This window comes from Curtobacterium sp. MCBD17_032, from assembly GCF_003234855.1.
In the GTDB taxonomy this organism is placed as follows: Bacteria; Actinomycetota; Actinomycetes; order Actinomycetales; family Microbacteriaceae; genus Curtobacterium.
This window is the reverse complement of sequence record NZ_QKTO01000008.1, coordinates 1-12,336: the sequence shown is the minus strand read 5'-3', so window position 1 is coordinate 12,336 and position 12,336 is coordinate 1. Positions and strand designations below refer to the sequence as shown.

Genomic DNA, 12,336 nt, shown 5'->3' with positions numbered 1-12,336 from the left:
GATGCGCCGCGGACCTACCCTGATGGGCATGGCGGGATCGCAGTTCACTCTAGCCGCGTTGGCGACGACGGCCGTGCCCGGGCTCGTCCTGACCGGGACGCGCACGCTCGGTTCGGTGGCCGCCGGCGACTACGAGTCCGCGGTCGTCCGCGACGCGGAGGGCAACCGCTCGGCGATCCGCCGTCCCCGGAACCAGCGCGCCGAGGCCCGTCAGTCCGCCGACCTGGTGGCGATCCGTGCGCTCAGCGCCGGGATCCGCACGCGCCTCCCGTTCGCCGTCCCGGAGTACCGCGGACAGGCGCCGATCGGCTCGACCCGCGCCATCCTCACCACGTTCGTCGAGGGCGAGCACCCCGCGCTCCGCGACCTGACGGACCGTCCGGAGCTGGCCACCAGCGTCGGCCGGGCGGTCGCCGCCCTGCACGGCCTGCCGACGAGCTTCGTGACGGACGCCGGTCTGCCGTCCCTCACGCCCTTCGAGGTGCTCCGGTCCGCGGTGTCCGTGATGGACCGCGCCGTCGCGACGAAGCTCGTGCCGGCCGCGCTCCAGGAGCGTTGGGAAGGTGCCGCGCGCGACCAGCAGCTCTGGCAGTTCACCCCGACCGTCGTGCACGGCTCGCTCGGCATCGACTCGCTGCTCGTGCGCGGGGACGAGGTCACCGGCGTGCTCGGCTGGGGCGAACTGCGTCTCGGCGACCCGGCGAAGGACCTGGCGTGGGTGCTCGCCGGCCGTCGCGAGGCCTTCGACACCGTCCTCAGTGCCTACACCGCCGGCGGCGGGGGCCGCGACCGCCAGCTCGGGCAACGCGCCCGCGTGCACCACGAACTCGAGACCGCGCAGTGGCTGCTGCACGGCGTGCAGGTGAAGAGCACGGAGGTCGTCGACGACGCCGTCGCGATGATGCACCGCCTGGCCGAGGCCGTGCACGCGCCGTCCGCCGCGCCCTTGCAGGCGGTGTCGCCGGACACGATGGAGATCGGCGAGGTCGAGCAGCTCCTCTCCTCGACCGAGCGTCGGCACGGCTGACGCAGCCGCGCGGCGCCCCGGCCACGAGGCACTGTCCGGCCTGGAGGCGCGACCCGGCTCAGCCGATCGCCTCGCGCCAGGCGCGTTCCAGTCCGGCGCGGTCGAGCAGTGACGTCGGTCGGACCTCGAGGTCGTCCGCGACGAAGTAGAACACCGCGTCGACGTCCTCGACCGGGCGGCCGGTGAACTCGGCGTACGCGACGCGGTACAGGGCGAGCTGCACCTGTCGGCGTTCCAGGTCCTCCGCGCCGGTCGGTGCCTTGCCGGTCTTCCAGTCGACGACCTCGATCCGCCCGTCGATCTCGTAGACGGCGTCGAGCTTGCACACGACGCTGTGCCCGAGGAACGGGATGTGGATCTCGCGTTCGACCTCGAGGGGCGTCAGGCCCGCCCAGCGCGAGCGGGCGAAGGTCTCCTGGAAGTCGGCCAGCCGTCGGGCGTCGTCGTCCGTGACGGCGAGGTCACCGTCGGTCGCGGGAGCGGTCTCGTCGAGGTCGAGGTCGAGCTCGCCGTCCCACGCGTCGAGGCCGCCGTCCCACCCGCCGAGCGGCGCCGCGGCGCCACCGCCACGGGCACGCTGTTCGACCCACTGGTGGAACAGGGTGCCGAGGCGGGTGGCCCGGTACGGCCGCTCGGGCATCGGACGGCGCAGCCGTTCGGCGACGCGGTCCGGCTCGCCGAGGTAGTCCTTGAAACCGGACGCCGGCACGCGGTGCGGGACGACCACCGCGTGCCCGGCCGACCGGGACGCCCGGCGTTCCGCGAGCAACAGGTCGATGTCGGCGGCGTGCCGGCCGGCGGCGCCGGGGTTCGCGTTGCGCACGCGGTCCGCGGCTGCGAGCACCCGTGGTCCACGGGAGCCGAACGGCACGTGCGGCCAGGTCTGTGTCGCCCCCTGGTCGCCGAGCGGGTTCGACTCGTGCGCGGTGCCCTCCGGGATCCGGTCGGCGGGGAGCACCCCGGCGTCGACGAGGTCGTGCAGGTACCGGCTCGGGGCCGTCGGCTTCACCCCGGTCGACCACGAGGACCCGGTGACGAGCAGCTCGTGCTTCGCACGGGTGAGCGCGACGTACGTCAGGCGGCGTTCCTCGTCCTCGTTCCGTGCCCGGACCTCGTCCTTGAAGGCGTCGATCGCGGCGACGACGTCCTTCTGCGTCTCCTGCCCGCGCCAGGCCAGACGCGGGAGTTCGTCGGCGTCCCCGCGGAACTCGTACGGCAACCGGCCGAACCCGAGCCACCCCGTCGATCCCTCCTGGGGACGGGCCGGCAGGGCGCCCTCGACCATCCGTGGCACGGCGACCGCGTCCCATTCCAGGCCCTTCGACCCGTGGATGGTCAGGATCTGCACCGTCCCGCCCTCGGGCTCCTCGGACCGCGGACCCATGTCGTCACGACGGGCGGCGGCGTCGATCCACCCGAGGAACGCGCCGAGGTCCGCTCGGTCGTCGGTCTGCACGAAGCCGCTCAGTTCGTCGACGAAGGCGTCGAGGTACGCCGACCCGCCCTGCTCGTGCGCGGCGACCTCGATGTCGAGCCGCATCTCCTGCACCACGAGCGTGACGAAGTCGACCAAGTCCCCGCCGGCACGGGAGCGCAGCGTGGCGAGCTGGGCGCCGAGCGCGCGCATCCGCTCGCGGCCGGCCGGGCTGATGCCGGCGAGGGCGGAGTGGTCGTCGGGCGCGGTCGTGACGAAGTCGAGCGCGTCGACCACGGAGCCCTGCTCCCCCGCGGCGACGGACGCCCGGAAGGCCGCGGTGACGTCGTCGTCGAGACGCTTGTGCGTGTGGTCGCGGCTGAACAACCACCGGGCGAGACCGTGCAGCGCGACGACGTCCGCCACCCCGACCCGCCACCGTGCGCCGGCGAGCAGGCGGATGAGGTCGTTGCCCGCTGCGGGGTCGTGCAGCACGCGGAGGCAGGCCACCAGGTCGACGATCTCGGGCCGCTGCAGCAGCCCGCCCGTCCCGAGCACGTGGTACGGCACCCCGCGCGCGGCGAGCGCGGCGGTGAAGGCCGCCAGGTCCTTCCGGGCGCGGAGCAGGAGCGCCATCGACCCGTCCGGGTTGCGCCCGCGGTGGTCCTGGAACCAGGCGGCGACGGTGTCGGCCTCCTCGGGCAGGGTCTCCGGGAAGGCGACCGCGACCGTGCCGCGGTCCGCTCCCGGTCGCGGGGCGAGCTGTTCGACCCGCACCTCGGACGCGGCGGAGAGCGGGGACACGACCGCGTTCGCCGCGGCGAGCACGTCGACCGGGTTCCGCCAGCTCGTCGACAGGGCGTAGGTCACCACGGGCTCGGCCGTGGCGCCGCCGAAGTCCGCCGGGAAGCGGGCGAGGTTCGCGGCACTCGCGCCGCGGAAGCCGTAGATGGACTGGTGCGGGTCCCCGACCGCCATCACCGGGTGGTCCCGGAACAGCCGCGCGAGGAAGCGCGTCTGCACGACCGAGGTGTCCTGGTACTCGTCGAGCAGCACCACCGCGAAGCGGGCGCGCAGGTCGGCGGCCACCCGTGGGGCGGCGTCGGCGGCGGCGAGCGCCAGGGCGATCTGGTCGGAGAACTCGACGAAGCCGCGGTCCACCTTCTGGCGGCGGAACTCCTCGACCAGGTCGGCGAGGGGCTCGAGGGACCCGATCGCGGCGACCGCGTCGGTGACGGCCTTGTACGGCGTGCCCCGGCCCGAACCGGGCAGTTCGAGCAGTTCCCCGAAGTCGATCGCGAACCGCCGGAGGTCCGCGGGGTCGACGAGGTGCTCGGACGCGGCCCCGGCGAGGGCCACCACGGCCGCGGTGACGGTGTCGACGTTCCGGTCGAGGCCGGCCAGACGATCGTCCCGTGCGGCGACGACGACCCGCCGGGCGAGCTGCCAGGCGGACGGCTCGGTGAGCACCTGGGACTCGCCGTCCCGGCCGACGAGCAGGGCGTTCTCGCGGAAGACGGCGTTCGCGAAGGCGTTGTAGGTCGACACCGTGGGCGCGAGGAAGGCGTCGCCGGCGGGGATGAGCCCGGCGGCCTCGAGCGCGGCGATCCGGTCGTTGATCCGCACGCCGAGCTCGCCCGCGGCCTTGCGGGTGAAGGTCAGGCCGAGCACCTGGTCCGGCTGCACGAACCCGTTCGCGAGCAGCCAGACGACACGGGAGGCCATCGTCTCGGTCTTCCCGCTGCCGGCACCCGCGACGACGAGGGCCGGCGCGAGCGGGGACTCGATCACGGCCCGCTGCTGCTCGGTGGGCCGGGGCTTCCCGAGGGCGTCCGCGATCGCGTCGGCTCCGACCCGAGGTGCCACGGGGGCGGCGCCGTCGGTCGGGGCGGTGTCCACCGCCGTCGTCTCCTCCGCGCTCACCAGGTCACCTCGCCCACGACGTGGATCCGGCACTCGGTACCCGTCCGGGCGCGGTCGCAGTGGTCGTCGACCGCCGCCAGGAACGTCCGACCCGCCATGCCGCGGGCGACGTCGTGCAAGCGCTCGCGGTACGCCTCGCGCGCCTCGGGGTCGAGCGCGCGCTGGGTCCGCTCGGAGTACGCGTGCCCGCCCTTCGGGTTCTGCACGAAGACGAGCCGGGCGTCGGTGGTCTCCGCACCCACGGGGACGCCCTCGACCGCGCCGTCGGCGACCGCGAGCTGGTAGGCGGCGAGCTGCGGGTGCGCCGGCATGTCGTTCTTCTCGCTCGGCATCGACCGTCCGGTCTTCAGGTCGACGATGCTGATCCGCCCGTCCGGGTCGACCTCGATGCGGTCGATGCTCCCCCGCACCCGGGCCGGCCCGGTCACGAGCGCGAAGGTGGACTCGGCGCCGAGCAGGCGCCGCCCGGCACGCGCCGTGGTCCGGAGGTAGTCGCTCAGCCCCTCGATCATCCGCCGGGTCCGGGCACGCTCACGGTCGGCGATCCACGGCGACTCGAACGTCAGCTCGTCCCACCGCTCCTCGACCCGCTGCCACAGCGACTCGACGTCGGTCTCGGTCGCGTGCTCCATCGCCTCGTGCACGATCGTCCCGATCCCCATGGCCGGACTCGGGGCCCCGCCGCCGAACGTCTGGGCGAACCAGTGCACGGGGCACTCCTCGAACGTGCCGATGCGGGACGGCGACACCGACACCGTCGGCGGGACGGGGTCGTCGCCGTCCTCGAGCACGACCGGTTCCGCGTCGAGGTCGACGAGCGGCGCGTCGGTCGTCGGCTCGGCCAGGCCGTACCAGTCGTCCGGCGACGCCCCCGGCACGTCCTCGGCGGCGAGGCGCGCGAGTGCGGACGCCGCCTCGGAGTCGCCGGTCGCGACCACGCGCCGACGCAGCGAGCCGGCGAGGCCGCGCAGGGACAGCGGATGCGCCGACGGCTGTCGGTCCGGCGGGACCGGCACGAGCCGGACGAACGGCGACGGGGACTCGTCGTCGTTCGCGACGGTCGCGATGACCACCTGCGTCGTCGCCCGGGACACGGCCCGCGCGAACAGGCGCAGCTCGTCTCCGATCACCGCTGCCCGGTCGTCGGTCGGCGAGTGCGGGATGCCGGCGGCTGCGCGGACCAGCCCGTCGGGGTCGAGCAGGCTGCCCCGCACGCGGGTGTTCGGCCAGACCCCGTCCTGGAGGCCCGTCACCACCACGACGTCACACTCCAGTCCGACGGTGGCCGAGGGGGTCAGCACCCGGACCCGTCCCGCGGTCCGGTCCGGTCCGATGGAGTCCTCGGGCAGGTCGGCGCCGAGGAGGTCGTCGACGAAGACGCGCGCCGGGGCGTCCGGCGTCCGCTCGACGAACCGCTTCGCCGCGGTGAAGAGCCCCACCACGGCGTCGAGGTGGCGGTCGGCCTCGGCCGCCCCGACGCCTCCGGCGACCGACTGCGCGCGCCAGGTGCCCGCGAGACCGCTGCGCTCCCACAGCCCCCACAGGAGCTCCTCGATGCTCGCGCCGGTCTCGGCATCGTGCCGCGCGGCCGCGAAGCTCGACGCGAGGCGTGCGGCACGCCGCGCGAAGGGCGCGTCGATCGTCGCGAGCCGCTCGGGCGCCCCGAGCGCCTCGACCAGGAGGTCGTCGGAGGTGCGGGTCCCGCCGCCCGCCAACTCCTCGCGCCGGAGCGCGAGCCGCAACCGCCGCATCGCCAGGGTGTCGAGTCCGCCGAGCGGTCCGGTCGCGAACGCCGTCGCGAGCTGGGCGTCGAGCGGCACGACGCCGAGCGCGACGGCGGCCGCGTCGACGAGGGCCCGGGAGGCGGTCTCGTCCCGCGGGCGGGTGGGCGCGGCACCGGCCGTCGCCGGGACCTCGGCCACCGAGAGCGCCCGGACGAGTTCCGGGATCGCGGCTCCGCTGCGGGTCACCACGACCATCCGGTGCCACGGGACGCCGTCGAGCAGTCGGTGCTCGCGCAGGCGTCTCGCGACCGCGGCCACCATCGCGGACCGGCTCGGGGCCTCCAGGTGCAGGACGGCGTCGGAGCGGCCACCGTGCTCCCGGGCGACGGCGGCACGCTGTCGGCCCGCCGCCGCGGTGCCGATGCGGCCGGTGATGCCGGTGACCAGCGCCCGGACCGGTCCGGCGTGCCGGTGCACCGTGTCGAGCACGATCTCCTGGACGTGGGTGACGCCGAGGCGCGGACCGAGCCTGCCGAGCACGTCGGGTTCCGCGCCACGGAAGGCGGAGGCGGCGATGTCCGGGTCGCCGAACGCGACGACCTGCACGCCGGAGCGGGCCAGCGCGCCGAGCAGGGCGATCTCGCCCTCGACGAGTTCCTGCACGTCGTCGACGACGACGAGACGGAGCGCGGCCACCGCGGGCGGGAGGTCGCCGCGGAGCACCGCCGCGGTCGCGAACGCCACGAGTTCGGCGGCGTCGAGCGCGGTGGTCCGGAACGCGGTCACGGTCGCGCGGTACTCGTCGACGAGGTCCCCGACGGCACGCCACTCGGGGTGCCCGGTCTCGTCCCCGAGTTCGCGCATGTCGTCGGGCTCGATGCCGGCGGCGACCGCGCGCATCATGAGGTCCCGCAGCGCCGTGCGGAAGCCGGCTCGCTCGCGGACGACCGCGGTGATCGGTGCGGGCCAGTCCGGTCCGGAGCCGTCGAGCTCGTGTCCGGCGAGCAGGTCGGCGAGGATGCGGTCCTGCTCGCCACCGGTCAGGAGGGTGGGCGCGTCCTGCCCCTGCACCGTCGCCGCGTGCGCCACGACCTGGAACGCGAGGGAGTTCACGGTCCGGGCGAGCGCGCCCGGCGTCACCCGGTCCACCGCGGCCGCGAGCCGGTCCCGGAGCGCGGTGGCCGCCATCCGGGCCGAGGTGAGCGCGAGCACGGTCGCGTTGCCCCCGGCGTCGACCGCGCCCGGCCGGGCGACCCGGTCCGCCACGAGCCGGGTGAGCGTGCTCGTCTTGCCCGTGCCCGGGGCGCCGAACACCGCCGCGTGCACGCCGTCCGGCAGTGCCAGGACCGCCTGCTGCGCGGGGTCCTCGACGAGCGCGCGCGACACCGAGCCGAGGTCCGGCGCGGGCGTCAGGGTCGTCGGTGGCACGCTCGTACGGTACCCAGCGCTGCCGACATCGCGCGCCACCCGCGCCGGGCTGCGGACGGGGCCGTGCGCCCGCGGCGAACGCTCCGGGCAGCCTGGGGACGCTCGGCTAGTGTGAGGTCGTGGACATCAAGATCGGCATCATCAACAGCCCGCGTGAGATCGGTTTCGAGACGGCGCAGACCGCCGACGAGATCGAGACCATCGTGTCCGAGGCCCTCACGGCCCAGGCGACGCACATCTCCCTTAAGGACGACAAGGGCCGCCGGATCATCGTGCCGGTCGCGTCGCTCGCGTACGTCGAGGTGAGCGCCGAAGAGTCGCGCCGCGTCGGCTTCTTCGCCTGACCCTCCCGAGCGTGGAGCTCCTCTTCGCCGTCCTCGGCGGGATCCTGCTCGGGGCCGTCGCCCACGTGGTCGTGCCGCGGCGCACGACCCGGGGCGTTCTGGTCGCCCCGGCCGTCGGCGGCATCGCCGCGGCGGTCCTCTGGGAGGCCCTGACCTGGGCCGGGTGGCCGTACGACGGGACCTGGATCTGGGTCGTCGCGCTGCTCGGGTCCGCTGCGGTCGCCCTCGTGGTCGCGGTCGTCCTCGGCCGCCGTCGGACCGCTGCCGACGAGGCGCACTACGAGCGTCTGGTCAAGCAGGGCGCCTGAGCGCGGCCGACTGCCGACCCCGCCCGCCTGCTGACCCCGCCCCACCGCTGACCAGGCCTGCCGACTGTCGGGTCGGCCGGTCGGGTCGGGTCGGGTCAGCCTGTCGGGTCGGGTCAGCCTGTCGGGTCGGCTCGGGTCAGCCTGTCGGGTCGGCTCGGGTCAGCCTGTCGGGTCGGGTCAGGCCGTGAGCCCGAGCGCGTCCATCCGCCGGGTGTGCGCCGCGATGAGCTCGGTCCAGACCGGCTCGAGCCGCTCCTGGTCCTCGCGGGCGTGCGAGGCGAGCGCCGACCGCGCCACGAGCAGGGTGTCCCCGACCAGGCGCCGCCCCCACATCGCGAGACGGGACGCCACGACCGGGTCCTCGTCGATGCGTGCCGTGAGCTCCTCGACCACGGCCGGTTCCTCCCGAGCGTCGAACACGGTGCGCAGGCGCTGCCGGACGTCGATCGGGAGCGACCGGAGCAGGTTCGCGAACAGGTCGTTGAGGATGCCGGCGGTCACGTACCCGGTGAGCATCGACTCGTACCAGTCGGCACCGTTCGTCCGCTCGAGGAACCGGTCGATCGCCTCGCGGTGCGGCGCCATCAGGTCGGCCGGCTCCTGCCCGCCCCGCTCGATCTCCGCGACGATGGCACGGTGCCGCTCGAGTGCGGTGGTCGCGAGCACGCCCGTGACCAGCCGGCCGGAGAGCGTCGGGGCACCGGCTCCGGCGCGGCCCATCGTCTCGTACAGCGACAGCTGGAGGTAGGCGGCCTGGCCGAGGTACACGTCGAGCTCGGGGCTGACGTCGTCGAGCCGGAGACGCTCGACGGCACCGCCGCGCGGGTTCCGCGACGCGAGCCAGGCCGCGGCGAGCTGCGCAGCGCGCTTCCGGTTCCACCACGACACCACGCGACCAGCATACGGGTCGGCTCCCCCTCGTCCGGCACGTCGGTAGACTGGCCGTGACTCCTCCCCACGAACAGGGTGAACTTCTTGACTTTCTCAGAACTCCAGATCGAGCAGGACATCGTCGATGCGCTCGCGAGCAAGGGCATCATCGAGCCCTTCCCGATCCAGCAGCAGACGATCCCGCTCGCCCTGACCGGCCAGGACATCATCGGTCAGGCCAAGACCGGCACCGGCAAGACCTTCGGGTTCGGCCTGCCGCTGATCCAGCGCATCGGCGCCGACCCCGGACCGGGGGTGAAGGCGCTCGTCGTCGTCCCCACCCGCGAACTCGCCGTGCAGGTGAGCGAGGACCTCGAGTCCGCGATGGTCAACCGACCCACGAAGCTCGTGTCGATCTACGGCGGCAAGGCGTACGAGGGCCAGGTCGAGCAGCTCAAGGCCGGCGCCCAGATCGTCGTCGGCACGCCCGGTCGCCTCATCGACCTGCACCGCCAGCGGCTCCTCGACCTGTCGCACGTGCAGGAGATCGTCCTCGACGAGGCCGACCGCATGCTCGACCTCGGCTTCCTGTCCGACATCGAGCGGATCTTCCAGGCGGTCCCGGCCGTCCGGCACACGATGCTCTTCTCGGCGACGATGCCCGCGCCGATCGTCGCCCTCGCGCGCCGCTTCATGTCGCGTCCGGTGCACATCCGCGCGACGGACCCCGACGAGGGGCTGATGCAGGCGAACATCAAGCACGTCATCTACCGCGCGCACTCCCTGGACAAGGACGAGGTCATCGCCCGCATCCTCCAGGCGGAGGGCCGCGGCAAGACCGTCATCTTCACGCGCACCAAGCGTGCGGCCGCCCGCATCGTCGAGGAACTGAAGGACCGCGGGTTCAACGCCGCCGCCGTCCACGGTGACCTCAACCAGGAGCAGCGCGAGCGCGCCATGGCCGCGTTCAAGGCCGGCAAGCGCGACGTCCTCATCGCGACCGACGTGGCCGCCCGCGGCATCGACGTCGACGACGTCACGCACGTGATCAACCACACCATCCCGGACGACCCGGACACGTACCTGCACCGCGCCGGCCGCACCGGCCGTGCCGGCAAGACCGGCATCGCGGTCACGTTCGTGGACTGGGATGACCTGCACAAGTGGACGCTCATCGACAAGGCGCTCGAGTTCGGCATCCCCGAGCCCGTCGAGACGTACTCGTCGTCGCCGCACCTCTTCACCGACCTCGACATCCCGGCCGGGACGAAGGGGCGCCTGCCCGGTTCGTCGCCGCGCGCCGCGACCGCGGGTGCCGAGAAGCCGGCATCCGGTGGCCGGTCCGGCTCGGCCTCCGGCGGGTCGCGGTCGCGCAGCCGCACCCGGTCGTCGGGCTCCGAGGACTCCGGCTCCCGCCGTCCCTCGGGCGACCGCACCGCCCCGGAGCGCTCCGCTCCCGCCGCGGACGCCGCCGCCCCGGAGTCGGCGACGGCACCCGCCTCCGGTGACGAGTCCGCCGACGGCGCCCAGAAGCGTCGTCGCCGTCGTCGCCGTCGCGGCGGCAGCTCGTCGGAGGCGACCGCCTCGGCACCGCAGGGTGCCACGGACGGCGAGTAGCTCCTCCAGGACGACGGCCCCGTCACGAGTGTGACGGGGCCGTCGTCGTCTCCGGCGCCGGAACGAGGCCCGCGTCGCCACGCCGCATGCGTCGGCGCACCACCGGACGGGAGGCCCGGGGACCGGTCCGCCGGACCGGCTGCGGGTCAGGACAGGCGGGAACCAGGACCGACGACGGGCGCGCTGCCGGTCGCCTGGTCGACGATCGCGTCGAACGAGCGGCGCGCCGTGCGGTGCTCGCCGAGGCGGTTCGGCTTGCCCTCGCCGTGGTAGTCGCTCGACCCCGTGACGAACAGGCCGTAGCGCTCGGTCCAGTCCAGGAGCGTCCGCTTGCCGTCCGCGCTGTTCTCCCGGTGGTCGACCTCGAGCCCGCCGAGACCCGCGTCGACGAGCTCACGGAGCATCGGCTCGTCGATGACGATCCCGCGGGAGGACGCGGCCGGGTGCGCGATCACGGGGACGCCGCCGGCGGCACGGATGAGCTCGACGCCACGCAACGGGGTCGGGGCGTCGTGCGGCTGGTAGTAGCCGGAGGAGGGGTGCAGGATGCCGCGGAACGCCGCACTGCGATCGGGCTCCAGGCCGAGGCGGACCAGGGCGTCGGCGATGTGCGGACGGCCGATCGTCGCCCCCTCGCTCGACTCGGCCAGGACGTCGTCCCAGGTGATCGGGTGGTCGCGGCCGATCGCGTCGACCATGCTGCGGGCCCGCGTGAAGCGGCCGTCGCGGATCGCGGTCGTCTCCGTGACGAGCGCGGGGTCCGCCGGGTCGACGAGGTACCCGAGCACGTGCACGCTCCGCCAGCCGGTCCGGGTGCTCAGTTCGAGCCCGGGCAGCAGGGTCATCGGCAGCTGCCGGACCGCCTCGGCGGCCTCGTGCCATCCCGCGGTGGTGTCGTGGTCGGTGAGGGCGACGGCGTCCAGGCCGCTCGCCGCCGCGGCCCGGACGAGGTCGGCCGGGCGCTCGGTGCCGTCGGAGACGCTCGAGTGAGCGTGCAGGTCGATGAACGGATCAGGCACGCGGCAATGCTACCGACAGGCCGACAGCTGGTCGGACGCGGTCCACCGGCACGGTCCCCGGCGCCGTCACCGCGCCGGGCTCGCGATCCGGAGTGGTGGGAGGAGGTGCATCGTCGCGAAGGCGAACACCCCGAGTGCGGGCAGGAAGACCCGCGGATCGGGCACGTAGCCGTCGGTGGCGGGCTGGTCGGCGACCGCTGCGGTGTGGACGGGCCCGGCCGTGCCGACGACGTACGACAGGACGAGCCCGGCGACCGCGACCCCGAACAGCACGAAGGTCCATGCCGCTCGACGGATCCACCACGCCCGGACGCGTGGGACGAGCCGGAGCGGCAGCCCCAGGGCGAAGACCAGGAGCGTGAGGGGTGTCGAGAGGACGGCCCAGCCGATGAACTGGAGCACCTCGGTGAACGCCCCGCCGACGATGGACCACACCGCGACGACGACGAACGTGAGGAACCCGGTCAGCACGACCTGCATCGGCACCGCCATCCAGACGAGCGCCGTACCGAGCACGTCCCGGTCCGGCCGTCGTCGGAGCGGCAGGGGCGGGACCTGCTGCCAGTCGCTCACGCCCGGCCGCCGACACGGTGCGCGGTCCGGGCGGCCGTGACGGACCCCTGCTCCTGCATGGTCTGAGTCTGCACCACCGCCCGCCCACC

At 74.3% G+C, this 12,336-nt stretch carries 9 protein-coding genes; 4 read left to right on the top strand and 5 right to left on the bottom strand.

The genetic code is table 11. From position 1 onward, the window contains the following. Positions 1–28: 28 nt before the first annotated feature. On the top strand, positions 29–1,027 hold the full coding sequence (locus DEI91_RS11330) for a phosphotransferase (protein WP_111052479.1): 999 nt from the start codon (positions 29–31) through the stop codon (positions 1,025–1,027). A gap of 58 nt (positions 1,028–1,085) precedes the next feature. On the opposite strand, the gene DEI91_RS11325 is transcribed toward DEI91_RS11330, so the two are convergent. Both DEI91_RS11325 and DEI91_RS11320 read right to left on the bottom strand, forming a co-directional pair. Further along, positions 1,086–4,364: an ATP-dependent DNA helicase gene (locus tag DEI91_RS11325; RefSeq protein WP_258374400.1), complete on the bottom strand. Its 3,279-nt coding sequence runs from the start codon at positions 4,362–4,364 to the stop codon at positions 1,086–1,088. Further along, entirely contained in the window at positions 4,361–7,516 is a 3,156-nt protein-coding gene (locus DEI91_RS11320) for a UrvD/REP family ATP-dependent DNA helicase (RefSeq protein WP_181439582.1), read from the bottom strand. Before DEI91_RS11320 ends, DEI91_RS11325 begins: the two co-directional genes overlap by 4 nt. A gap of 119 nt (positions 7,517–7,635) precedes the next feature. On the opposite strand from DEI91_RS11320, the gene DEI91_RS11315 reads away from it, so the two are divergent. Together DEI91_RS11315 and DEI91_RS11310 are read left to right on the top strand one after the other, a co-directional pair. Then, on the top strand, positions 7,636–7,860 hold the full coding sequence (locus tag DEI91_RS11315; protein ID WP_111052403.1) for a DUF3107 domain-containing protein: 225 nt from the start codon (positions 7,636–7,638) through the stop codon (positions 7,858–7,860). An 11-nt stretch (positions 7,861–7,871) separates the two neighbouring features. After that, positions 7,872–8,168: a hypothetical protein gene (locus tag DEI91_RS11310; RefSeq protein WP_111052402.1), complete on the top strand. Its 297-nt coding sequence runs from the start codon at positions 7,872–7,874 to the stop codon at positions 8,166–8,168. Between the two features lie 177 nt (positions 8,169–8,345). On the opposite strand, the gene DEI91_RS11305 is transcribed toward DEI91_RS11310, so the two are convergent. Beyond that, positions 8,346–9,059 (bottom strand): ferritin-like domain-containing protein, encoded by a 714-nt coding sequence (locus DEI91_RS11305; RefSeq protein ID WP_258367425.1) that lies wholly within the window; start codon positions 9,057–9,059, stop codon positions 8,346–8,348. An 84-nt stretch (positions 9,060–9,143) separates the two neighbouring features. On the opposite strand from DEI91_RS11305, the gene DEI91_RS11300 reads away from it, so the two are divergent. Then, positions 9,144–10,655: a DEAD/DEAH box helicase gene (locus tag DEI91_RS11300; protein ID WP_111052477.1), complete on the top strand. Its 1,512-nt coding sequence runs from the start codon at positions 9,144–9,146 to the stop codon at positions 10,653–10,655. Positions 10,656–10,801: 146 nt separating this feature from the next. On the opposite strand, the gene DEI91_RS11295 is transcribed toward DEI91_RS11300, so the two are convergent. Beyond that, entirely contained in the window at positions 10,802–11,674 is an 873-nt protein-coding gene (locus tag DEI91_RS11295; protein ID WP_111052401.1) for a PHP domain-containing protein, read from the bottom strand. Positions 11,675–11,740: 66 nt separating this feature from the next. Further along, complete coding sequence (locus DEI91_RS11290; protein WP_111052400.1) at positions 11,741–12,247, bottom strand: hypothetical protein; 507 nt, start codon at positions 12,245–12,247, stop codon at positions 11,741–11,743. Positions 12,248–12,336 lie beyond the last annotated feature (89 nt).